The sequence below is a fragment of the Paenibacillus sp. P32E genome (assembly GCF_001909085.1).
Lineage (GTDB): Bacteria > Bacillota > Bacilli > Paenibacillales > Paenibacillaceae > Paenibacillus_AQ > Paenibacillus_AQ helianthi.
This window is the reverse complement of the sequence record NZ_LVYY01000006.1, coordinates 1-24,739: the sequence shown is the minus strand read 5'-3', so window position 1 is coordinate 24,739 and position 24,739 is coordinate 1. Positions and strand designations below refer to the sequence as shown.

Here is a 24,739-nt window from a genome sequence, read left to right as displayed (position 1 = left end):
GATAATTTTTGGAAGAATTGAAAAAAGACCAGCCAAGGACTTGCCAAGGAATGGTCTTTTTTCGAGCAATATCGTCTACTCCAGAACTATAGTAATAGATTAACCCCCATGATTATCGGACATAATGACGAAGGAATGTGAGGTACCCGAATGAATTGGAACAACAAGCACCAGGGCAAAACTAGCTACGACCAATAGAGATGCCAATTTTCTTTTCATGTTCTTCTTCCTCCTCTTTTAATAGGTTCTGATATCTATGTTGTATTTCATGGGGTGCAAATGCTCTATATCTCTCAAATAACCTCACACAGGCGAGAATACGGGTTTCGTTGTTGATGAGAGATGACGTGAACAGACTAGACAATAAGTATTCAAAACCTATCTGGTATAGGCTTTGTTTCAGATAGTACAGGGCCACTCCGTATAGAAAACGGGCGTGCTGCTCAGAGACCACTTGCTTCGTATATACACCCACAGCCTCTTGATATTTTATCTGCATGTAGCCGTTGATTTCAGAATTAAAATACTGCAGGATATGATCCACATTGAGATCAAACAGATTGGCCGCCTCTGTAATATTTAATAAGCCCACCAGAAGCTCATCCTTGTTCTGTTCAATATAGAGAACATAATCAGCTAGTACACTTTCATCCCCGCGCATCAGCTTGGATACGTAGATGTTGGCCTGTGCCCATCCTTTATACAGTTTCAGCCAATGCAGGGTGTCCTCATCGGTTTCTTTGACCCAGCTCAAGTCTTCATAGGCGTATGTGTATTGGATTCCCTGCTCATAATCGTTCCTGGAATCGCAGACGCTCCCGCGAAGCAGATAAGAGAAGGCCAGATATACAAACATCGGTTTCTTAGGTTTCTTAGGCTGCTCCCGTTTTGCCCTCGCCGGCTGTGGTATCGTAAAAAGCTGGATTCTTGCCAGCCGTTCCATCTCCTCGGCTATCGGTTCCACTTTGTCCCAACGCCTGAGCGAACGGTAGGTATTCGCCAGATCCCGTAGCGCATCAAGCTGATCGATTTCGTCAAGCCGGTCTACAAAAGGCTCAAACTGGAGCGCACACTGGAGGTTGTCCTCCTGATTATCGCTTAGCCGAAGTGTAAACAGGCGATACTGGCAAAAGGCCAGGCGTTCGGAATGCTGCCTCCTCTCACTGAGGGCAACGCTCTCATAGATCAAGACTGCTGCGGCGCGCCTGCCTTCCACGAAGAATTCCTCAGCGGTCTCAAACAGCAAAGGGGAGTAGGTCAGATTGTCCAGGAGCAGCGGCAGAATCCGCTTGATGCAATCAAGCTTGTCCAACTCTGCACAACGATAGAGAAAGGGTCTGACTCTTCGCCAGTTCGGTACGGCTTCAACCATACACTCCTGAATATACTGCTCGTAAAAATGTCCTTTGGGCAAGCCGAGGACAGCAGTCATACGGTCCAGCTGATCCACGCCCATAATCCGGTTACCCTTTAGAATAGAACTCACGGTACCTGCATTAAGCCCCGCAAGCCTTCCCAATTGGCTGAAGCTCAGAGCCTCACGTTCTATAAAACGCTCCAGCTCGGTGCGAATCGTGGTTGCATGGTTCAAAAAAAACACCCCTTAGACCCGCTTCACAATGGCGAAATTTCCCGATGTAACTTCGCTAACATTTGATAATATTTACTAATATATTGCAAATATAACCACATTTCTCCGTCAGGTCAATTCTTTTTTTTGCATTCTTCTTTTTTCTGCATCATGTTATATAATACGCCATTTTTCGCGTGGAATTTTGACATAAAAGCACAAAAAATCACAGCCGGATCCGGCTGTGATTTGTATTTCAGTGTTCATCTCTACTGCTTCAGCATCCACTTCAGCAGATCAGGTACGCTCGCCCATAGACGGGAGTGCATAATGACATATTCGATCGCTTCATTGGAATCACCCATTCCGACAAAATCAGGAAGGTTATGCGGCAGCCGCTTCACACCCAGCAGATAATCGGGCACATGCTTGTTCACACCCCGTGCCACGCGGTAGAGCATTTTGAGCTGGGAGGTGATTCCGTTCTTCTTGTATTCCAGAATGATGCGGTCATAGGCATAAGCGGCAGCAGCATCATCCTTGCCGTACTTCTCCAGCACCTGCTCAGCCTGCTTCAACTGGTTGCTGTACAGGTATACGGCAGCAAGCAGATAGCGCGCACCGGTATTATCTTCCGTATTCAGCTCTAGAATATGCTCCAGAATTTGCGCTGCTTCTTTGGCATTTCCGCCAAACCAGCAGGATTCAGCGTAGCTTTTACAAATCCGGATGTACGGGCGGGTCTCATGAAGACTCCAGAAGTGCCCCTTATTCTTCTCAAAAAAGAGTTCGCCCAGCTCTCGTTCACCTGCAGCGATCCCCGCTTTGAGATGAGCCCGTGCATCTTGTTCATTCTCCGATTCTTCAGCCAGGATCAGATAGGCGTCTGAGCTGTCTGGATACAGGTCCAGCGCAGCCTGCGCCAGCTGTATTCTCCGTTTGGAGGACGTTGCTTCCATGGCTTTGTACAGCAGAGCCTGGGCTTTATCCTTGGGTGTGCCCGGACCGTTCATCGCCAAAAGCTCATCTGCCTCGCCGCCCATGCCATACTCCTCGATATAGTTAAGCATTTCTTTGACCTTGCGAGAAATTGTAGCCGTTGTGACCTCATATTTATCGGCGAGTTCCGCCTGCGTAATATTGAAGCCGTACTCCTCAGACAGCAGATACTCAATTGCCGCACAGAAGGAGCCTGTCTTCTTTACAGCAGGTTTGGTCTGGCGGGAATACCCGTTCCATAGCACCAGAGCTTCAAAAATCAGCTCCCGCTCGTATTGATTTCTCATACTCTCGATAAGCTGCAAAGCCAGCTGTTCGTGAGCCGGGTGCTCCCATTTCAGTTCACGAGCCACCATCTTCTTCAGCTTGGTCAGGGTAAGCTTGTTCTCAGGCCGAATTGCGGTTTCCTGGACTGCCTCTTCCATTTCCGGCAGCGAGGCTGCAGCCTCTTGCGCGGCCGCTTCCCCCGTTGTTACCAGCCGCAATATGGATTCTACTGCAGAGGATTCCTTGTCCAGGCAGCATCTCTTATATTTTTTCCCGCTTCCGCATGGGCACAAGTCATTTCTTCCAACCTTACTCAAAAGTAATTCCCCCTTAAATCTGTAACTAACCATTCGCATGAGCGTATTGCTGCTTTAGCACTACAGGTATCATTTCCGGGCACGAGGCATTCTATATGACTTGCATTTCTAAATGATTTAAAAAAGGCCTTTCCTGAAAGGAAAGACCTTTTATCTGTATATATCCGCACATTTTTCCCCCGTACGAGTTGTATTATAGCACTTCTTCTATCACTTGTCAGTCCTTTTTTAGGACTAATAGCGTAAAAGGGTTCTCTAATACAGTTCTTTGTCCTCAGACCAATGCCTTCATAGCGATGTCAGTGCGGCTGTGCATTCCGGGAAATGAAATCTTTGCCGCACTGGCATATGCTGCTGAACGCGCTTCGGCAATGCTGGCTCCCATGCCAACGACGCCCAGCACCCGTCCGCCATTGGTCACCCATGTCCCGTCTTCCGTACGCGCAGTTCCGGCATGAAAAACCAGCTCATTGGCGCGGTCCCCGAGTCCTGAAATCGGCACTCCTTTTGGATAAGGGCCCGGGTATCCTTCGGAAGCCAAGACTACACATACCGCGGCTTCCTCGCTCCATTCAATCTCGATATCTGCGAGTCTTCCCTCGGTTACAGCAAGGAGGATCTCCAGCAGATCACTCTTTAATCTTGGAAGCACGACCTGTGTCTCGGGATCGCCAAAGCGTGCGTTAAATTCAATGGTCTTCGGTTTGCCCTCCGGAGAGATCATCAGACCGGCGAACAAGACGCCGCTGAATGGGCGGCCTTCCGCTACCATTGCCCGCGCAGTCGGCTTGATAATCGTTTCCACGGCTTCCTGAATAATGGCCTCGTCAATATGCGGCAGAGGTGAATAGGTACCCATTCCGCCTGTATTGGGACCTTTGTCATCGTCAAATGCAGGCTTGTGGTCCTGTGCAGCAGCCATCGGACGCACAGTTTCTCCATCAACAAAGGCAAGAATCGACATTTCCTGCCCGGCCAGAAACTCCTCAATGACCACCTGTGCACCGGCTTCCCCAAACACCATGGTCACCATAATATCCTGCAAGGCAAGCTCCGCTTCTTCACGGGAATAGGCCACGGTTACGCCCTTTCCAGCCGCCAGCCCGTCCGCTTTAATGACAATCGGCAGGCCCTGGCTGCGTAAATAGGCGAGTGCAGCCTCATAATCGCTGAACTTCTCATAGGCTGCGGTAGGAATACTGTATTTATGCAGGAGGTCCTTCATAAAGGTCTTGCTGCCTTCAATTTCTGCCGCATTCTTGCGTGGGCCGAATACAGGAATATCTTCCGCTTCAAATGCATCGACTATGCCAGCAGCAAGCGGATCATCCGGTCCGATAACCACATAGTCAATGTTCTTGTCCTTGGCAAAAGCGGTCAGCTTATCGAACTCGAACACGTCGATCGGTACACATTCCGCAAGCTGTGCAATCCCGGCGTTGCCGGGTGCACAGTAGATTTTGCCGGCTTTGGGACTGCGGGACAGGCTCCAGATGATAGCATGCTCCCGGCCGCCCCCGCCCACTACTAAAATATCCATTGAAATGAGTCCTCCCAGCGTTCTAGTGTTTGAAATGGCGAACGCCGGTGAAGACCATGGCAATACCATATTCGTTAGCAACCTTGATGGACTCCTCGTCCTTGATGGAACCGCCTGGTTGAATGACTGCGGTTATCCCTGCTTTTGCTGCCATTTCCAGCGTATCGCCCATCGGGAAAAAGGCATCGGATGCTAATATGGAGCCTTTGGCTTTCTCCCCGGCCTGCTCGATGGCAATCTTCGCTGCACCGACACGGTTCATTTGGCCTGCGCCTACGCCGACTGTCATATCATCTGCCGCCAGCACAATCGCGTTAGACTTCACATGCTTAACGACCTTCCAGCCGAACAGCAGCTGCTTCAATTCTTCATCTGTTGGCTTGCGGGTAGTCACTACCTGCAACTCCTCAGGATTGACGGAATGCACATCGCTCTCCTGAACGACCATGCCACCTTCAATAGAGGTCACCACAAAGCTCGATTTGCGCGCTGCAGCCGTGCTGAGATTGCCGAGTTTGAGCAGCCGGATGTTCTTTTTCTTCGTGAGAATTTCCAGCGCTTCGTCGGTAAAGCCCGGGGCCAGCACGATTTCCAGAAAAATATCCTTCAGCATATTGGCCGTATCGGCATCAATAATCCGGTTCGCGGCTACAATCCCGCCAAAGATGGAGGTTGGATCGGCATTATAGGCTTTTTGATAAGCCTCATATACGCTTGCCCCTACGCCTACGCCGCAAGGATTCATGTGCTTCACTGCCACAACAGCCGGCTCTTCGAACTCCTTCACAATCTGCAGAGCCGCGTTGGCATCATTGATATTGTTGTAGGAGAGCTCTTTGCCGTGAAGCTGCTCGGCAGCCGTGAGTGTATCCTGGGCAGCCAGAGGTTTGCGGTAGAAGGCAGCCTTCTGATGCGGATTCTCCCCGTAACGCAGATCCTGAATCTTCTCGTAGGTTACCGTATAGCGCTCCGGCAGCGGTTCACCGGTCACATTCGCCAGATAATCGGAAATCAGGGCATCGTAAGCCGCCGTGTGGCGGAACACTTTTGCCGCAAGACGTTTGCGGGTCTCGAGAGTCGTATCTCCGCCTGCGCGTACTTCCTCAAGCACGGTAGCATAATCAGCTGCATCCACTACCACACTGACAAAGGCATGGTTCTTCGCCGCCGAACGCAGCATCGTCGGTCCGCCGATATCGATGTTCTCGATCGCTTCCTCGTAGGACACATCCGGTTTGGCAATCGTCTCCGCGAACGGATAGAGATTTACCACGACCAGATCGATGTAGTCCAGACCCAGCTCCTGCATCTGACGCGTATGCTCCTCGTTGTCACGAACCGCCAGAAGGCCGCTGTGTACAGCCGGATGCAGTGTTTTAACACGTCCATCCATAATTTCCGGAAAGCCCGTCACATCAGAAATGCCGATGACCGGTACGCCTTCTTTGGCCAAAAGGGTGCTAGTGCCGCCTGTGGAGATGATTTCTACGCCCAATGCAGACAACTCGCGGCAAAAATCCACGATGCCCTGTTTGTCCGATACGCTGACCAGCGCTCTTTTGATACTCACTTTGAATAGTCCCCCTCCGGATGATGCTGAATTTAGTTACAGGTGAATCGGTACTGAAGCACTGCTATGTGAAAATTGGCCTTAGCTTTATTAGTTGAACTTTAGATAATCCCAATGGGTTCTGGTCGTAACTGCAGGGAATGTATGGATTTCTATCCGCACAACAATATTCGCACATAACCCTCCTGCTGCTCGACATCTGCTCCCCGCTTGTGCAATATTTCCCGAGAAATATCAGAACAGGTCAGGCTCGTCTGAGAAAGTCGATTCATGCGCTTATGAAGCTGCCTCTAGGACACATCCCGGACCAATATGCTATCTGCGGATAATGGTCTGTCTGCCCTCCAGCTTAACCTTCCCCTCAGCCAATGCACGCACAACCTCGGGATACAGCTCATATTCGATTTTATGGATGCGTTCTGCCAGCGATTCCGGCGTGTCGCCAGCATTGACGACCACACTGCGCTGGGCAATAACCGGACCGGTGTCCATCCCTCCATCGACAAAATGCACGGTGACTCCGGTCAGCTTGACGCCATACTCCAGAGCCTGGCCAATAGCGTCCTTACCGGCAAACGCAGGCAAAAGCGAAGGATGAATGTTAATAATCCGTCCTCCATAAGGTTCAAGCAAAACCGGGGTAATCAGCCGCATGTATCCGGCCAGCACAATCAGACCGATATCCCGGCGCTTCAGTTCAGCTACAATCTCGGCCTCATATAGCTCACGGCTTGCAAAATCCTTCGGCCGCAGCAGGAGGGAGGGAATACCCGCCTCCTCTGCCCGCTTCGCCACAGGTGCTTCCGGCTTGTCGGACACAAGCAGCTCAATACGGCCTCCTCCAAGCAGTCCTGCCCGCTCCGCCTCTGCCAGTGCGGCAAAATTGCTGCCCTGCCCAGAGGCAAAGACAGCGATCCGGCTCCACTGCATCAGACTTCAGCTCCCGTAAAGGTAACGATGCGATCCCCTTGCGTTACTGTACCAATCCGGTAAGCTTCTTCCCCGGCAGCCTTCAGCAGCTCCAGTGCACGCTCCCCATCAGCTTCAGCTACAACCATCACCAGACCTACACCCATATTAAAGGTGGTGAACATATCGCGGTTGCTCACATTGCCCTTCTTCTGCATCAACCCGAAAATCGGCAATATCGGCCAGGAGCCGTAGTTGATGTCTACATTCACATGGTCCGGCAGTACGCGCGGAATATTCTCAATGAACCCGCCTCCGGTAATATGCGCCATACCTTTGACCGGAAGCTGCTCCAGCAGTGCCAGCAACGGCTTCACATAGATCTTGGTAGGTGCAAGCAGCACATCTACCAGCGGAGCGCCCAGCTCTGGAACCACAGCGCTCAGTTCATAGCCGTCTTCCTCCAGCAAAAGCTTACGCACCAGCGAGAACCCGTTGCTGTGCACCCCACTTGAAGCCAGACCAATGACTGTATCTCCAGGCGCAATGTCCGCACCTGTTACCAGCTTGGCCTTATCCGCCACACCCACCGTGAATCCGGCGATATCATATTCGCCTGCTGAATACATACCCGGCATCTCCGCAGTCTCGCCGCCGATTAGCGCACAGCCTGCCTGATGGCAGCCTTCAGCGATCCCGGCAACAATGGCCTCGATCTTCTCCGGCACCACCTTGTCGCAGGCCAGGTAATCGAGGAAGAACAACGGCTCTGCACCCTGTACTACAATATCATTCACACACATGGCCACGGCATCAATACCAATCGTGTCGTGGCGGTCGGCCGCGAAAGCAATTTTGAGCTTCGTGCCCACCCCATCGGTTCCCGATACGAGCACCGGCTCTTCATACTTGTCTTTATTGAGACCAAAGAGCGCTCCGAAGCCGCCCAGCTCCGTCATAACTTCCGGACGGTACGTGCGCTTCACATGCTTTTTCATGCGTTCAACCGCTTCATTGCCAGCCGCAATATCCACTCCGGCGTTTTTGTAAGCTTCTGACACTTGGTACACCTCATTTGAATTAGTTTAGAGCGCGTGTGGTCGGGGCGGCAGGGATTTGAAGCTGGGGTGGTTATTATCGTGATTACAAGGAATGTTTGGACTTCCGATTGCTGTTATGGTTGGATTTCTTGATTTGAACCGCTCTTCGCGGTAGAAATCCACCCATAAAGGCAAGCGCTACGCTTCTCCAGTTCCAAACTTCCTCTCCATCACTCCAACCACCGGGTTCAAACCCGGCCGCAAGCCGAACTTACGCGGCTTGCACAGGGCAGTCAGTCGGCGCTCTTGGCGAAGCCAAGCGCCTCCTTTAGCGAGAGCACCCCCGCTTTTGCGAAGCAAACAGGACGGGGGCTTGAGCCTTTGGTGTTGCCGCACGAGGCGAAGCCGTGCGCTCCTCGGGCGAGAGCACCCCCGCTTTTGCGAAGCAAACAGGACGGGGGCTTGAGCTCCTAGGCCCGGCGAGGCAGCATGACGCCAGGGCGCGGTACGCCGTTAAGCGTGTCCGCAGGACAAAGCGGGCACCCGCACCCACGCCCTCTTAGAAAGTTAAAAACAAACTCCTACCGCCAAACTTTCGGGTGGCCGGAGGGCAGCGCCCTTCGGAATCCCCCTTTGCAAGGGGGACTTAGGGGGATGGACCCATATTAACAAGAGCATCCGTCCTTCTCTTCCCCGCCGAAATCCACCTGCGTCGGGTAATCATTATCGAAACAGGACAGGCACAAACCGCCTTTGTAATCCCCGCTGTTATACCCGCCGATGGACTGAATCAGGCCCTCCGGGGAGAGGAACGCCAGCGAATCGGCATTGATCTCTTCACACATTTCGGCAATCGTCTTGTAAGAGGCGATCAGCTCGCGGCGGTCCGGTGTATCGATCCCGTAGAAGCAAGGATTCTTGAATGGCGGTGAAGTAATCCGCACATGGACTTCGGTTGCTCCGGCTTCGCGTAGCAGGTTGACGATCCGGCGCGAGGTAGTGCCGCGTACGATGGAATCGTCGATCATGACTACGCGCTGGCCTTCAACGACGCGGCGGACTGCGCTCAGCTTCATCTTTACGCCCTGCTCACGAAGTTCCTGGCTAGGCTGGATGAAGGTCCGGCCCGTGTATTTGTTCTTGATGAGGCCAAGCTCATAAGGAATACCCGTCTGTTCTGCAAAGCCGATGGCTGCTGAGATACTGGAGTCCGGTACCCCCGTTACGATGTCTGCATCCACGAACGCTTCCAGGGCCATACGGCTGCCCATCCGCTTACGGGCGGAGTGCAGGTTGGAGCCGTTCAGATCGCTGTCGGGACGGGCGAAATAAATATATTCCATGGCACACAGTGCTTTGCGCTGCGGCTCAGCGAACCGGTCTTCCTTGAAGCCGTTCTGATCAAGCACCAGCAATTCGCCGGGCTCAATGTCACGGACGAACTGAGCACCAATGACTTCCAGTGCGCAGGATTCCGAAGCGAAAACATAGGCTTCCCCTACACGTCCCATCACTAGCGGGCGGAGGCCATGCGTATCGGATGCTACGATCAGCTTGTCGTTCGTCATCAGCAGGAAGGCAAAGCCTCCCACGAGCTGCTTAAGGGCATCTTTGGTCGCTTCGACAAAATCCTTCTGCGACCGCGCAATCAGATGCGCCAGGACTTCCGTGTCACTTGTGGTCTGGAAAATCGAGCCGCCCTGCTCCAGCTGTTTGCGGATCAGCGGCTCATTGACGATGTTCCCGTTGGTGGCAATCGCCAGATCCCCGTCACGGTATTTAAAGACCAGCGGCTGCGCATTAGTCAGCCGGCTGTCGCCACTGGTGGAATAGCGCACATGGCCAATGGACATATTGCCGATCAGCGAGGCAATTTTGTCCTTGTCGAACACTTCTTTGACCAGTCCCATACCCCGGTGATAGTTGAAGTCACGTCCATCCGCCACGCAGATGCCCGCACTCTCTTCTCCCCGGTGCTGCAGAGCGTGCAGGCCGTAGTATGACATGGAGGCAGCCTCCGGGTGTCCAAAGACCCCGAAGACGCCGCATTCTTCTTTTAGCGTGTCAAAAATATCTCCCGAGCCCGTTCCTTCGTTGTAAAAGTCGCCGGTCCACAGGATAGGGGTCTCCTGCTTGTTCCCGGTCTTTATTTCATAAGACATGGAATAGCATCCTCCCAAGTGATTTTTAATGCCTCTACAGCCTCATCCAGTGCGGATGCGCCGTCCAGAGACACACGAAGTCTATCGCCACCGACGGTTCCGATGATTTCTACCGGTACACCGTAAGCAGCTACCGCTGCTTTTAGCTCTTCCGCACGGTCAGGTGCCGATGTCAGCACAATGCGGGACTGGCTCTCGCTGAACAGCGCCACATCCGGGCGCAGTCCGCCAGCGGACAGCTCCACATTTGCGCCAATCGAACCGCTGATGCAGCTCTCCGCCAGTGCTACAGCTAAACCGCCTTCCGAAAGGTCATGCGCCGAGCGGACCAGACCGCTGCGGATGGTGCCGAGCACAGCATCCAGCAGCTTTTGCTCTGTAGCCAGATCCAGTTCTGGCGGACGTCCTTCAGTCAAGCCGTGTACGGCATACTGGAACTCACTTCCGCCAAGCTCTGCTTTGGTTACACCCAGCAGCAGAATAGCATCGCCTTCTTGCTTGAAGGCTTGTGTAGTAATGTGATCGGTATCTTCAACCAGTCCCACCATACCGACAACCGGGGTAGGATAGATGGCGCCGGCAGCATTTTCGTTGTACAAGCTGACATTTCCGCCGATAACCGGCGTATCCAGCACACGACAGGCTTCAGCCATACCGTCTACCGCCCGTTCCATCTGCCAGAAAATCTCCGGCTTCTCCGGGCTGCCAAAGTTTAGGTTATCCGTAATCGCCAGCGGCTTCGCCCCGGAACAAACGATGTTACGCGCTGCTTCACTTACCGCGATACGTCCGCCCACTTCAGGGTCCAGATAGACATAACGTCCGTTGCAGTCTGTAGTCATTGCCAGGCCTTTGCGTGTGCCGTGGATCGTTACCACTGCCGCATCTGAGCCTGGGCGCACCGCAGTGCTGGTCCGTACCATATAATCATATTGGTTATACACCCATGCTTTGCTTGCCACTGTCGGTGAAGCCAGTATAGTGTGCAGTGCGCCGCCAAGATCAGTTACCTCGTCATAGCGCAGCGTGTCAACCGTGGCGTTCTCCTCATAGTACGCAGGAACTGCAGATGGTTTTTTATAGATCGGGCATTCATCCACAAGAGCCGTTACGGGCATATCGCCAACAACCTCGCCGTGATGGAACAGCTTCAGACGTCCGTCATCCGTTACCTTGCCCACCTTGCGGCAAATGACACCCCAGCGGTCAAAAATCTCTTGTGCCTGTGCCTCATCCTTAGGCTCTACCACAAACAGCATCCGCTCTTGTGATTCAGAGAGCATCATTTCGTAAGGCGTCATACCGTCTTCACGCTGTGGCACCTGGTCCAGATAGAGTTCAAGACCATTGCCCGCTTTACTTGCCATTTCAGCACTGGAACAGGTCAGTCCGGCTGCGCCCATATCCTGAATGCCAAGCACGATGCCGCTGTCGATCAGCTCCAGGCAGGATTCCATGACCAGCTTTTCCATAAACGGATCGCCGACCTGCACTGCAGTCTTCTTGGCTTCCGATTCTTCACTCAGCTCCACGGAGGCAAAGGTTGCCCCGTGAATTCCGTCGCGTCCGGTAGGCGGACCAACGTAAAACACTGGATTGCCCACACCTTTAGCGACACCGCGCTGGATTTTATCATGATCAATGAGTCCGACACACATCGCATTGACCAGCGGATTGCCGTCATAGCTGTTGTCGAACATAATTTCGCCGCCCACTGTAGGAATTCCGATACAGTTACCGTAGCCTGCGATACCGGATACCACATGCTCGAACAAATATTTAACCCGGTCACTTTCGAGCTTACCGAAACGCAGGGAGTTCAGCAGAGCTACCGGTCTTGCTCCCATCGAGAAAATATCGCGGATAATCCCGCCCACCCCTGTCGCCGCGCCCTGATAAGGCTCGACCGCCGACGGATGGTTGTGACTTTCGATTTTGAATACAACCGCCTGGTTGTCACCGATGTCTACGATACCCGCACCTTCACCAGGTCCCATCAGTACACGCGGCCCGCTTGTAGGGAAACGTCCCAGCAGCGGTTTGGAGTTCTTATAGGCGCAGTGCTCGGACCACATTACGCTGAAGACCCCGATTTCTGTATAGTTTGGCTTGCGGCCCATGAAAGAAGTGATGAGCTCATATTCGCTGTCCGACACACCGAATTGACTGTAGATTTTCTGCTCCGCGATTTGCTCTGCGGTCGGCTCCTTAGCGGATACTTGCTGCGTCATAACGATCCCTCCATGTCTTGAGAATGGATGTGAACATCCGTTTGCCGTCTTCCGAACCCAGTAGGCTGTTCGCCGCGCGTTCCGGGTGAGGCATCATGCCAACCACATTGCCCTGCACATTGCAAATTCCCGCAATATGTTCCACAGAACCGTTAGGGTTATCGCTATAAGTGAAGACGATCTGATTGTTAGCTTTTAGTCCGGCCAGAGTCTCTTCATCGCAGTAGTAGTTGCCTTCACCGTGTGCGATTGGAATGACGATCTCTTCATCCTTCGCATAATCAATAGTAAACGGGGTAGTGTTATTAACCACCTTAAGCACCGAATCATGACAGCGGAACTTCATCGACATGTTGCGGCGAAGTGCTCCCGGCAGTAAGCCGGCTTCGGTCAAAATTTGGAACCCGTTGCAGATGCCCAGCACATATTTGCCCTGTTCTACCGCTTTGGCCACTTCGGCCATGACCGGAGCAAACCGGGAAATCGCGCCGCAGCGCAGATAATCACCATAAGAGAAACCGCCTGGTACAATAATGCAGTCATAGTCGGACAGATCCGTCGCCGTATGCCACACGTAATCTACAGGCTCACCAAGGCTGTCTTCTACAGCTTTGTAGCAGTCAATGTCACAATTGGAGCCCGGAAAGACAAGTACAGCAAATTTCATGACTTTTAGTCCTCCAATTCGTAGCGGTAATCCTCGATCACCGTGTTGGCCAGCAGCTTTTCGCACATTTCTTTAAGGCGTCCTTCCGCTTCAGCGCGGTTGTCGGTATCTAGGGTCAGCTCCATATACTTGCCGATCCGCAAACTCTCTACTTCCTGAAAACCTACGGAATGCAGCGCTCCTTGCACGGCTACACCTTGGGGATCGAGCACACTTTTCTTGATGGTGACATAGACTGTCGCTTTTAACATACGCTTGTAGTTCCTCCTAAAATTTAATGAGCTTGACTTGGCGCAACTATGACCACTTACAATCTATAAAGACTTGCCGGTGAGACGATGATAAATGTCCAGATAACGGCGTGTTGTTTCTTCCACTACTTCAATAGGCAGCGGGTCGGGTGTGCTGTTCTTATCCCAAGAGGATGCGGACAAATAGGTCCGGACCGGTTCCTTATCCATGCTGTCGATCTCAATATCCAGTGCGTAGTTATGCTTGGCCCAGAAGCGTGAAGCATCCGGTGTAAAAATCTCATCGATCAGGATCACTTTGCCGTCCAGCAGACCGAACTCGAATTTGCAATCCGCCAGGATGATACCGCGCTCTTCACAATATTCTCTGGCAAAAGCGAACAGCTTCAGGCTCTTCTCCTTCAACTCCAGTGCCAGCTCGGCACCAATCAGCTCCTGCATGTTCTCAAAAGGGATATCCTCATCATGACCGACATCATTTTTGGCAGCAGGGGTGAAAATCGGCTGGGCCAGTACTGCATTTTTGCGCAAGCCTAGGGGAAGCTCGATTCCGTTGACTTTCCCAGTCTCCTGATATTGCCGCCAGCCTCCGCCAGTGATACAGCCGCGCACAACGCATTCAATATCAATACGCTCCGCCTTGCGGACGACCATGACACGGTTTTTGAGCGCCTCCCGGTCCTTCGCGATCTCTCCAAGCTGGTCTACATCGATATGCACGACATGGTTCTCCATCAGCTCCTTGGTTAATCCGAACCAAAAGGCGCTGAGCCGGTTGAGCACATTGCCTTTCTCCGGCACCGCCGGGTCAAGTACATAGTCAAATGCGGATATCCGGTCCGTGACGACGACCAGCATTTCTTCCCCCAGATCGTATAATTCGCGGACCTTACCTTTGTAGAGCAGCGGTGCATTTACCAGATCCACAGCCGTGGATACGGCAGGGTATGCCATGACCTTTCCTCCCTTGAACTAATGATCTTGCGTATATACTTGAGCTAAAAGAGCTGGGACGTCTTCTTTTCTTCGATTCGAATCCACAAAATTGAATACTCCTTGGGGTTAATAGGTTCACTGCAAGAAATGTTTGAACTTCCGATCGCTGTTATGGTCATATTTCTCTGATTTAACCGCAAGCTGCGGTAGAAATCTGACCATAAAGGCGAACGCTAACGCTTCTCCAGTTCCAAAATTTCTCTCCGTTCATCTTTAACCCAAATGTCTATTCCAATCTCCTGTTGCTCCGCTTCTCAGAAACAAAATAACTTCTCAGCATTTCCGCTCGTATTATTCTCGAGCTCCTCAGTTCACCACTAACTTACCTTTATTAAATAAGCTCCAGCTTGCGGAAGATGGTGTCCACATGCTTAAGGTGCCAAGAAGGATTAAAAGCATCCTCGATCTCTTCCGGGCTTAGTACGGCTGTGATTTCCGGGGTAGCTTCAACGATATCGCGGAACTGGGTTTGTTCCTCCCAGGCCTGCATCGCACGCGGTTGCACGGTATCATAAGCCTGCTCACGGCTGAAGCCTTTGTCGATCAGCTTGGTTAGAATACGGCCGGAGAACGGCACGCCGAAGGTCCGGTTCATGTTGCGTTTCATGTTTTCCGGGAATACGGTCAGGTTCTTCACAATGTTGCCGAAGCGATTCAGCATATAGTTCAGCAGCATCGTTGCATCCGGCAGGATAATCCGCTCCACGGAGGAGTGCGAGATATCGCGTTCATGCCACAGCGGCACGTTCTCGTAAGCAGTAACCATGTGTCCGCGAATGACGCGCGACAAGCCGGAGATGTTCTCACAGCCGATGGGATTGCGTTTGTGCGGCATTGCCGAGGAACCCTTTTGGCCTTTGGCAAAAGCTTCCTCTACCTCGCGGATTTCGCTCTTTTGCAGTGCACGGATCTCGGTGGCGAACTTGTCCAGGGACGTGGCGACGAGCGCCAGGGTTGCCATATATTCAGCGTGACGGTCACGCTGCAGCGTTTGTGTAGAAATGGGCGCCGGGCTGGTGCCGAGCTTGCGGCAGACGAATTCTTCAACAGACGGATCAATGTTGGCGTAAGTGCCGACCGCGCCGGAGATTTTGCCGAACTGCACACCGTTCGCAGCATGGCGGAAACGTTCCAGGTTGCGCTTCATTTCCTCGTACCAGAGCGCCATTTTGAGACCAAAGGTAGTTGGCTCTGCATGCACGCCATGGGTGCGTCCCATCATCGGAGTGTCTTTGAATGCCAGCGCCTTGTCTTTGAGAATTTCGATAAAGTTCATGATGTCCTTCTCCAGGATTTCATTGGCCTGGCGCAGCAGGTAGCCGAGCGCCGTGTCGACAACGTCCGTGGAAGTGAGTCCGTAATGCACCCATTTGCGCTCCGCACCCAGGCTCTCGGATACCGCACGGGTAAAAGCAATCACATCATGGCGCGTCTCCAGCTCAATCTCATTAATGCGGTCGATGTCGAATTTGGCATCCTTCCGCAGCTTCGCGGCATCCTCATGCGGGATTACTCCCAGCTCGGCCCAAGCCTCGCAGGCGCAAATCTCCACTTCCAGCCACGCGTTGAATTTATTTTCTTCGGTCCAAATGGCCCGCATCTCAGGTCTGCTGTAACGTTCGATCATATCTGGTCAGTTCCTCCAAAGGTTAGTTTGCTCTACCCAGGACAGCCCGTCGCCGGTATCCTTGCAGAGCAGGTTGATATGGCCCATTTTACGGCCGTTCTTGCTCTCTGTCTTGCCATATATATGAAGCTTGGGTGCGACTCCAAGCCGGTTTGCTTCTTCATTCACCGTGCTTACTGCCTGAACAGCCCCGTCCAGATGCTGGCCGAGTACGTTCACCATGACCACAGGGGTCAGCAGTGAGGTGTCGCCAAGCGGCAGATTGCAGATGGCACGCACATGCTGCTCGAACTGTGAGGTTACGCAGGCGTCCATTGTATAATGCCCGGAATTATGCGGACGCGGCGCCAGCTCATTTACGAACAGCTCACCCTCTTCGGTCACGAACATTTCCACGGCCAGCAGTCCGACCGCATTCATCCCGGTAACAATCTGTTCGGCCAGCTCGCAGGCCCGCCGCTGAATCTCCTCAGGCACTCTTGCTGGTACGATAGACAGGTGCAGGATGTTGTTCACGTGAATGTTCTCCGCAGGCGGGAAGCTCTTGACCTCGCCGGAGGCGCTGCGGGCGGCAACTACAGAAATTTCGCACTGGAAAGCGACAAATTTCTCCAGCACCAGCTCGGGTAGCGCCTCCCCGGCAGACGTTCCGGGAGCTACCTGACGGAAGGCGGTTTCCAGCTCTTCAGAGTGCCGGATGACGGCTTGTCCCTTGCCGTCATACCCCCCTGTGGCTGTCTTCAGCACACAGGGCAGGCCCAGCTCGGCAGCAGCGGTCGTAAGCTCCGCCAGGCTGCCGACCTTGCGGTACGGGGCAACGGATACGCCTGCTGCCTCAATGGCGGCTTTTTCGCGCAGCCGGTGCTGCGTTGTATACAGCAGCGCGCTGCCCTGCGGCACGTACGACTCTGACGTCAACAGCGCGGCCACGCCCGCGTCAACGTTCTCGAACTCGTACGTGATAACGTCCGCGCGCCGCGCCAGCTCACGCGCTGCGTCCCGGTCGTTGTACGCCGCCGTAATCTGCGGCGTCACCTGCCCGCAGGGCGCATCCGGCGCAGGGTCCAGCGCCACGAAGCGATAGCCCATGGCGCTGCCGGCCAGCGCCATCATACGACCGAGCTGCCCGCCGCCGAGCACGCCGATGGTTGCTCCTGGCAGGAGCATCCGGGGTGTGCCGGCACCTGTCACGCCCGTATCTCCAGAAGCCGCAGCTGCCAGATCAGCAAGCCCCTTACCCTCTGCCTGTAGCACTTCCCTGCTCCCTTCCCCAGTTATGCCGGAGCCCTCTGCCTTCAGCTCCTCCGGCCTCATAGGCTCTCGCTGCTTTCCAGCACTTCTCGTTGAATGGCATCGCGCCGCTGCTGCGCCCGGCTCTGCACCTCAGGATCGAACGCGCCGATGATCTGCGCGGCAAGCAGCCCCGCATTGATGGCTCCGGCACGGCCAATCGCTACCGTGGCTACCGGAATGCCACCCGGCATCTGCACGATAGAGAGCAGCGAATCCAGGCCGTTCAGCGCCTTGGACTGCACAGGGACACCGATCACAGGCAGCATTGTCTTCGCTGCCACCATACCAGGCAAATGCGCAGCTCCACCTGCCCCTGCGATAATCACGCGCAGGCCACGGCCTGCCGCCTCTTCAGCGTAGCGGAACATCAGATCCGGTGTGCGGTGTGCCGAGATCACCTTTTTCTCATATCCTACGCCCAGCTCCTCAAGCACAAGACACGCTTGCTCCATCGTTTCCCAATCTGATTTGCTGCCCATGATGACACCAACCTGCACTGACATGATTCAACCTACCTTCCGCTTCCCTATTTTAGAGACTCATGTTGCTATAAGTTTGTCCTGTTACATTCAGTTTTCCATAAATCCGAAAAAAAAAGCCCGGATTCCAACGCATTTTGCTGCGGATGGACCCAGACTACTGCAGGAATTAGGAGCGCCGCATCGGATTTATGGCTGCAGCGGCATGTAACAGGAACAAGCGCACAGCTCGCAGCCCCGGGCACGGGGCGGCGCTGACGGCCGTTCTAGTCATCCTATTCCCTCGTAGTCCGGCAATTTACGGTTACCGGGTAGAAACTTCCGGGCCCTATCCCCGGTTTTATACGAGCTCTTCATAGGTTCATCTTAACAATGGCCTACACTTCATGTCAACTTAAACACGAACATTGTCATATAAAGGAGTTGAAACGTTCGCTTTTGGGCACATTTGGATTTTCTTGCGGCCACGGGATCTAACTGCCTAAAAGAAAAAGGGGAACGCATAGCGCTCCTCCAGGAAATTATATTATTTAACGACCAAAACCGGAATGCGTGCGCTCTGAACGACGTTGTGGCTGACACTGCCCAGAACAAATTCGCGAATTCCGCCGAGCCCGCGGCTGCCGATCACGATTACATCCGCACCATGCTCCTTAGCGTAACTCAATATCACTTCAGCAGGAGAGCCTTGCAGCAGTTCAACCGTTGCGTTCAGACCTTCCGCCTCCAGACGGCTCTTCACTTCATCGGTGGTTTGTACCGCCAAATCATAATAATCCTTGTTCACTGAGGCCGGCAGAGGCGCGAGAGCTTCCCCGATAAAAAACCGCGGGAATTCGAAAGCGTGTACGACGTAAAGGGATGAGCCCGGAGTTACCTTAGCCAGTTCGATTGCGCGCTCCAGCGCCTGATTGGAAGCCTTGGAACCGTCATAGGCCAGCAAAATTTTCGAGAATAACATGTACGCCACCTCTTCTTCTGTTTTATCTATCCCAAAAAGTATCCATAGAGCAAGATATTCAGCAGCAGCAAGAACGGAATTCCAATCCTGAAGGAAGTATGCCTGGTCTTGTGACGTTTGCGGTACATGGCGATAAGAACACCCAGCGCTCCGCCCATGAATGCCAGCAAAAACAAAGTTTTTTCCGGCACCCGGTCCCGTCTTTTACGGGCCCTGTTCTTGTCCTCGGACATGACCACATACCCGATAATATTAATCAGTGCGAACCACAGCAGTACAACCTGGACCATGCTTTCCAGCTCCTCCTCCACACAGCCTATCTACTGTATATTATATTACCCTTTTGGACAAAAAACCAATGACCCTTACATCAGCTGCCAATTTTCTGCTCTGATCGCCTGACTTGGCCACCGGCTCCGCCCGCTTCCCTAACCCATACCCAGGAGAGCAATGCAGCAAGCGCTGCCGCGATCCCACCCAACCAGAAACCACCCTTTAATCCATAAGCTGAACTCATCCATCCCGCCACAAAAGGTCCACCCGACATACCGATAGCATACACAGCCTGATAGAACCCCATTGCCGTCGCCCGTTTGAACGGAGCCACCCCGGAGACTGATTTGCCCAGCAGCAAAGGAAAGATCAGCCCCTGCATAAAACCATTCCCCACCTGGGTTGCGCACAGAGCTGTAAGTGTAGGCATTGACGGAATTAGCAGAGTGAACAGTGCACTTCCGGCAAAACCAAGCAGCAGTGTTCCACGGTCTCCGAGCAGCCTGCCGAACCAGCGGGAACCATATAACGTCGCTGCCGCATGGGGCAGCATGAAGGCCAGCGTAAGCCAACCGAGGCTTTCCTTGCTCGCTCCAATGGCAAGCGCCTGATTCGGGGTATAACCGAACATCGTAATGAAGAGCACACAATGCGCCAGCACCGATAAAAGCGACACTTTGACCAGCAGCGGTTCCTTGATCACTTCAGCAAGATCCTTGATCTTTATCGTATTTTCACGTTTGTCCTGCTGCTGTTCCGGCAAGCGGAGTGCTAATAACAGTGCTGCAGCCGCAACCACTCCGCCAATGATAAACGGGGCATTCCAACCCCAATGCTCTGTTATGTATCCACTGATCATCATGCTTGCCAGCTGTGCAATCACCGTTGTGAACTGCAGCATCCCCATGGCTCTTCCAGCCTGCTCCTTCGGAAAATATCCGGCAAACATCACCGAATAGACAACCCAAGCCGAGGCTGCAATTCCGGAAACCGCCCGTGCGGCTAGAGCCCAGCCAGGACTTGCACCCGCGAGGAACAGCAGGCTGCTGGAACCGCTTGCGATCAGTCCCAGATAGATAAACGGCCTACGCCGGTTCAGAACATCCGAGCCTATGCCGATTGGCAGCCGGAACAGAATCTGCATCAGCCCATATATCCCAAGGACCGCTCCTACCATTACATAAGAGGCTCCCAAATGCTCCACATACGGTGAGAGCACCGGAACATAGATATATGATGAGAACCAGAACATAAATACAATCATCAAAAAGAAAAAACGGCTCCCGCCCCAGCCTGCCTGAATTCCAGCCGCTTGTTTTGCATCAATCCGCCCCTGATCCGCTATCACACGATCACCCACCACTCATTTCTATTTTCCCGAAAAAGTTATCTTTTCCACTGCAACTTTAAGTAAAACATATCTGGTTTGTATTGGACAGTCCAGAAATTATCTGCTGAGCGCCAGCACAAAAAGTATATGTCAAAAAACATAGCACATTTATACGATAAATTTTATGTTACATTGAATTTAAAAAAATCATTAATAAAATTAAGCCTTATTCTTTTTCCAGCCTCCTTGGTCCCCGTTCGTCGTCCTTTCACGATAGCCTGTTCTGTTAACTCCAAAAAAAAGAAGACTGCTATACCTCAGGCAATCTTCTTTGCATTAATGATTATCCCAAAACCAGCTCACGCCCTATTCACATCAGTCTGGCCGTGAAATTCCTTATTTGCGTATCTGCTTATTTGCCCTTCTCCTTGGCTTCCATTGCTGCTTTGAGCAGATCACCCAGGTTAGATCCCACACTTTCAGGCTTGCTGTATTGCTGCACAAGCTTCTGCTGCTCGCGCTTGTTGATGTGCTTGTGATCCTTGTCCATGGTCTCCGTTATTCCGCATCCGAGACACTGGACATAGAGACCGGCTTTGCCCTCTTTTAGCTCCATCTTCTTATGGCATTGAGGGCATCGGCGGTTAGACAGCTGCTTCTCTCCAGCCCGGGTATATCCGCAATCGTCTGCCGGGCAGACCAGCAGCTTTCCGCGTTTGGTTTTCTTTTCCAGCATTCTCGTTCCACAGTTCGGACAGTGGCTGCTGGAGACGTTATGTGGCTTGTATTCCGCACCACTGTTCTTCACACCAGACACCAGCTCCTGTGCCATACTACGTATCCCTTGCAGAAAAGGCTCCGGCCGTCCCTGTCCGCGGGCGATCTTCTCCAGTTCCGCCTCCCAGCGCGCTGTAAGCTCCGGTGTACGCAGTTGTCCAGCCACCAGCCCGATCAGCTGTTTGCCCTTACCTGTCGGATGAAGGAGATTGCCCTGGCGTTCAATCGTATCGGAGCTGACCAGCTTCTCGATGATGTCAGCTCGTGTAGCTGGTGTTCCCAGCCCATGCTTCTCCATCTGTGTCAGCAGCGATGCTTCATTGTAGCGCTTCGGCGGCTGCGTCCGGCCTGGCCGGATCATACAGCGCTGGACGGTAACGGTTTCGCCTTCTCGCAGCTCCGGCAGTTTCACACTGCTCGGAGCTGGTTCATCTGCAGTATTTTCTTCTTCGTCATCGCTGCTCATATCTCCGCCATAGACCTCGCGCCAGCCAGGATCTTTTACTGTTGTTCCTTTGATATAGAAGCTCTCGCCTTCCACGTTTACGGTTACAGCAACTGCATCATATCGCGCCGCTGGATAGAACAGGCTAATGAAACGCCGTACAATGAGATCATAAAGCTTGCGCTCTTCAGCACTTAGCTGATTTAAAAGTACAGTCTGTTCCGTAGGAATGATAGCGTGGTGATCGCTCACCTTGCTGTCGTCTACAATCCGCTTAGTAATCGGCAGCGGCTTGCGCAGCAATGGTCTTGCCAATGGCGCATAGGGCCCAACAGCTACGCTGTCCAGCCTTTCTTTGAGCGTACCGGTCATATCAGAAGTCAAATAGCGGCTATCCGTACGCGGGTAGGTCACCAGCTTGTGCTGCTCATATAACTTCTGGAGTACACTGGAAGTTTGCTTGGCCGAGAAGCCAAACTTACGGTTCGCATCACGCTGCAGCTCTGTAAGATCATAAGCCAGCGGATGCGGTTCACTTTTCTCACTTTTTTGCACCTTGGTAATTCGTCCGCTGCGTCCAGTGAGCTTCTCTTTTAGTATTGCCGTTTTATCCCGGTCAAAAATACGCCCATCCCCGCCCTGGGCCCGCCAGCATGCCTGAAAGCTGCCAAAATCAGCCGTCAGCTGGTCATATTCCTGAGAACGGAAGCCGGTAATTTCATTTTCCCGGTCCATAATCATTCCCAGCGTCGGTGTCTGTACCCGTCCGGCAGACAGTGGTGCGCCGAACTTGCAGGTCAGCGCCCGGGTTACGTTAAGCCCGATCATCCAATCCGCCTCAGCCCGGCAACGGGCCGATTCATACAGACGGTCAAAATCCCGGCCCGGACGTAGCGATGCAAACCCTTCCTTAATCGCCTTATCCGTCTGAGAAGAGATCCAGAGCCGCCGGAATGGCTTCTTCCACCCAGCCATATTCATGATCCAGCGCGCCAGCAGTTCACCTTCACGCGCAGCATCCGTAGCCACAATTAGTTCCTCGATATCCTGACGTTTCATCAGCTGCTGCACAGCCTTATACTGCTGGTTCGTTTCCCGCAGCACCTTCAGCTTTGCCTTATCCGGCAGAATCGGTAAATCCTCCAATGCCCAACTGGCATATTTATTGTTATAGTCCTCCGGCTCCGCCAGGCCCACCAAATGCCCCAAAGCCCAGGTAACTACATATTTAGGTCCTTCAATATAGCTCTTCTGTTTGTTCCCACAGCCCATCACCCGCGCAATTTCACGCGCAACTGACGGCTTCTCAGCAAGTACCAATACCTTCATCGCTCTCTCCCTTCCCTAACAACACCCTATTATACCATGATCCCAAAGCCCAAAAATTTCGTCAGGCTGAATGAGCAGCTCTTATTATAGAATAAATTCTATCCTTTAACTTGAAGAAGCAGTCTAAACCTCCAACGTATGTATTTATACCACCGACTGGGCTGCTATTCTGTAACAATGGCTATGTCTGCACTCGGCACGGTCTTCCCGCTTCTTGAGAATCCCAGGCAAGCTGTAAAAAACACTTTATCTCCTGCTGTACCCTGCATATATATTCCTTCATTCGTTAAGGCGGAACGCTGTATCTGAAGCACATCGCCTAACCTAGCTTCCTGTACATAAGTTATCCGGAAACGCTTTAACTCCTTGGCCCCCCATTCCTCCAAAGAAAGAGCATCACAGCAGATCTCGCCATACCTTGCATTATTCAAATGCAGATTACTATCCAGGCCGCTGAACCTTACCTTGTAGGGATATGCTGCTTGAAGGCTTATATCATCTGGAATCGTTGCTTTATCCGGCATACTGCCTACTGAATCACCACTATAGTGGTTCACAGGGACCGGTATAGCAGTTGGCCGCAAAATCTTCCGCTTTTCAATATCCACTAAAGCCCAGACAGAACGCACTACAGCAACCTCTACATCGTTCTTGTCGTAAATCCGATAATCCCGCTGCCACAATGCTCCTTTGGTTCCTTTACTCCATGTGTGCACTGTTAACTGATCATTTAGCCGTGGCATACGGCGGATCTCAAGGTCCAAGGTAATCAGCATCCAGCCCATTCCATTATCCAGCATTTTTTCCAGACTCAAGCCCAGTGCGTTAACAGCTGCGTCAGCTGTACGCTGCAATATTTCCAAAATGAAAGAGAGCTTTGCCTGCGAACGGCAATCCGTATCGCTTGCCTGAACCACAAATTGCTCTGTCCACAGAAGATTATTTGATTTATCCACTACGCTATCTCCTTTGTAACGCAAAAACGTTAGATTTAATAAAAAAGAACCTTTGTATCCACAATTATTCTACACTATCCACACAAACTGGGGAGTACTTTGACTACATTGTATTAATATATTTCCTTATCCACATGTGGATAAGTTTTTTCACTGTTCTTCTTAATACTTATAATATCTACAGATCTTAGTTCCTTAAGAAATCCCTTACTTTGTAAAACAACAAAAAAGCCATTGTCGATTGCTCAACAATGGCTTCATGTGCTTGGCGGCGTCCTACTCTCCCAGGACCCTTCGGTCCAAGTACCATCGGCGCTGGAGGGCTTAACGGTCGTGTTCGGGATGGGTACGCGTGGAACCCCTCCGCTATCGCCACCAAACGGGCATTTACAGCGTAAATGCTTCAGGAACCTTCATTCCTGAAAACTGAATCCGAAACGAATCTGCGTTTTATGATTTGGATAAGCCCTCGACCGATTAGTATTGGTCAGCTCCACACGTTGCCGTGCTTCCACCTCCAACCTATCTACCTCGTCGTCTTCAAGGGGTCTTACATACTGGGAAATCTCATCTTGAGGGGGGCTTCACGCTTAGATGCTTTCAGCGCTTATCCCGTCCGTACGTAGCTACTCAGCCATGCTCCTGGCGGAACAACTGATGCACCAGCGGTACGTCCATCCCGGTCCTCTCGTACTAAGGACAGCTCCTCTCAAATTTCCTGCGCCCACGACAGATAGGGACCGAACTGTC

General features: G+C 52.5%; 19 protein-coding genes, 2 rRNA genes and 1 riboswitch. All 21 genes read right to left on the bottom strand.

Going from position 1 to position 24,739, the window contains the following annotated elements; genetic code table 11:
- Positions 1 to 181: 181 nt before the first annotated feature.
- Complete coding sequence (locus A3848_RS07065; protein ID WP_305953424.1) at positions 182 to 1,600, bottom strand: helix-turn-helix domain-containing protein; 1,419 nt, start codon at positions 1,598 to 1,600, stop codon at positions 182 to 184.
- A 239-nt stretch (positions 1,601 to 1,839) separates the two neighbouring features.
- Positions 1,840 to 3,153 carry an SEC-C metal-binding domain-containing protein gene (locus A3848_RS07060; protein ID WP_074084252.1) on the bottom strand — a complete coding sequence of 438 codons (1,314 nt, stop codon included), beginning with the start codon at positions 3,151 to 3,153 and terminating at the stop codon, positions 1,840 to 1,842.
- 274 nt (positions 3,154 to 3,427) lie between these two features.
- Positions 3,428 to 4,693, bottom strand: coding sequence for a phosphoribosylamine--glycine ligase (gene purD / locus A3848_RS07055; protein WP_074084251.1), 1,266 nt, complete (start codon positions 4,691 to 4,693; stop codon positions 3,428 to 3,430).
- Positions 4,694 to 4,715: 22 nt separating this feature from the next.
- On the bottom strand, positions 4,716 to 6,263 hold the full coding sequence (purH, locus tag A3848_RS07050) for a bifunctional phosphoribosylaminoimidazolecarboxamide formyltransferase/IMP cyclohydrolase (protein ID WP_074084250.1): 1,548 nt from the start codon (positions 6,261 to 6,263) through the stop codon (positions 4,716 to 4,718).
- Between the two features lie 315 nt (positions 6,264 to 6,578).
- Entirely contained in the window at positions 6,579 to 7,193 is a 615-nt protein-coding gene (gene purN, locus A3848_RS07045) for a phosphoribosylglycinamide formyltransferase (RefSeq protein WP_178381924.1), read from the bottom strand.
- A complete protein-coding gene (gene purM / locus A3848_RS07040; RefSeq protein WP_074084248.1) occupies positions 7,193 to 8,233 on the bottom strand; it encodes a phosphoribosylformylglycinamidine cyclo-ligase in 1,041 nt (346 codons plus the stop codon). The genes purN and purM overlap by 1 nt, the downstream gene beginning before the upstream one ends.
- Before the next feature lie 644 nt (positions 8,234 to 8,877).
- Complete coding sequence (purF, locus tag A3848_RS07035) at positions 8,878 to 10,374, bottom strand: amidophosphoribosyltransferase (RefSeq protein WP_074084247.1); 1,497 nt, start codon at positions 10,372 to 10,374, stop codon at positions 8,878 to 8,880.
- Positions 10,359 to 12,605 carry a phosphoribosylformylglycinamidine synthase subunit PurL gene (purL, locus tag A3848_RS07030; RefSeq protein WP_074084246.1) on the bottom strand — a complete coding sequence of 749 codons (2,247 nt, stop codon included), beginning with the start codon at positions 12,603 to 12,605 and terminating at the stop codon, positions 10,359 to 10,361. The genes purF and purL overlap by 16 nt, the downstream gene beginning before the upstream one ends.
- Positions 12,583 to 13,272, bottom strand: coding sequence for a phosphoribosylformylglycinamidine synthase subunit PurQ (purQ, locus tag A3848_RS07025; RefSeq protein ID WP_074084245.1), 690 nt, complete (start codon positions 13,270 to 13,272; stop codon positions 12,583 to 12,585). Before purQ ends, purL begins: the two co-directional genes overlap by 23 nt.
- 5 nt (positions 13,273 to 13,277) lie before the next feature.
- The gene (gene purS, locus A3848_RS07020; protein WP_019913657.1) at positions 13,278 to 13,523 is read right to left on the bottom strand and encodes a phosphoribosylformylglycinamidine synthase subunit PurS; all 246 of its coding nucleotides are present in this window, start codon (positions 13,521 to 13,523) and stop codon (positions 13,278 to 13,280) included.
- A gap of 63 nt (positions 13,524 to 13,586) precedes the next feature.
- Positions 13,587 to 14,477, bottom strand: a complete 891-nt coding sequence (locus A3848_RS07015) for a phosphoribosylaminoimidazolesuccinocarboxamide synthase (RefSeq protein ID WP_074084244.1) — start codon at positions 14,475 to 14,477, stop codon at positions 13,587 to 13,589.
- Between the two features lie 373 nt (positions 14,478 to 14,850).
- Entirely contained in the window at positions 14,851 to 16,146 is a 1,296-nt protein-coding gene (gene purB, locus A3848_RS07010; protein ID WP_074084243.1) for an adenylosuccinate lyase, read from the bottom strand.
- Positions 16,147 to 16,152: 6 nt separating this feature from the next.
- Positions 16,153 to 17,313: a 5-(carboxyamino)imidazole ribonucleotide synthase gene (gene purK / locus A3848_RS07005; RefSeq protein ID WP_074084392.1), complete on the bottom strand. Its 1,161-nt coding sequence runs from the start codon at positions 17,311 to 17,313 to the stop codon at positions 16,153 to 16,155.
- A gap of 143 nt (positions 17,314 to 17,456) precedes the next feature.
- Positions 17,457 to 17,942 (bottom strand): 5-(carboxyamino)imidazole ribonucleotide mutase, encoded by a 486-nt coding sequence (gene purE / locus A3848_RS07000; RefSeq protein ID WP_074084242.1) that lies wholly within the window; start codon positions 17,940 to 17,942, stop codon positions 17,457 to 17,459.
- Between the two features lie 242 nt (positions 17,943 to 18,184).
- A riboswitch (purine riboswitch) is annotated at positions 18,185 to 18,286 on the bottom strand.
- 158 nt (positions 18,287 to 18,444) lie between these two features.
- Positions 18,445 to 18,879: a universal stress protein gene (locus A3848_RS06995; RefSeq protein ID WP_074084241.1), complete on the bottom strand. Its 435-nt coding sequence runs from the start codon at positions 18,877 to 18,879 to the stop codon at positions 18,445 to 18,447.
- A 26-nt stretch (positions 18,880 to 18,905) separates the two neighbouring features.
- The gene (locus tag A3848_RS06990) at positions 18,906 to 19,169 is read right to left on the bottom strand and encodes a DUF1294 domain-containing protein (protein ID WP_074084240.1); all 264 of its coding nucleotides are present in this window, start codon (positions 19,167 to 19,169) and stop codon (positions 18,906 to 18,908) included.
- Positions 19,170 to 19,249: 80 nt separating this feature from the next.
- Complete coding sequence (locus A3848_RS06985; RefSeq protein WP_256702197.1) at positions 19,250 to 20,512, bottom strand: MFS transporter; 1,263 nt, start codon at positions 20,510 to 20,512, stop codon at positions 19,250 to 19,252.
- 382 nt (positions 20,513 to 20,894) lie between these two features.
- Entirely contained in the window at positions 20,895 to 23,033 is a 2,139-nt protein-coding gene (locus A3848_RS06980) for a DNA topoisomerase III (protein ID WP_074084239.1), read from the bottom strand.
- A 164-nt stretch (positions 23,034 to 23,197) separates the two neighbouring features.
- Positions 23,198 to 23,989, bottom strand: coding sequence for an acyl-[acyl-carrier-protein] thioesterase (locus tag A3848_RS06975; protein WP_074084238.1), 792 nt, complete (start codon positions 23,987 to 23,989; stop codon positions 23,198 to 23,200).
- A gap of 263 nt (positions 23,990 to 24,252) precedes the next feature.
- A 5S ribosomal RNA gene (gene rrf, locus A3848_RS06970) occupies positions 24,253 to 24,369 on the bottom strand.
- Between the two features lie 77 nt (positions 24,370 to 24,446).
- A 23S ribosomal RNA gene (locus A3848_RS06965) occupies positions 24,447 to 24,739 on the bottom strand; the annotation flags it as partial.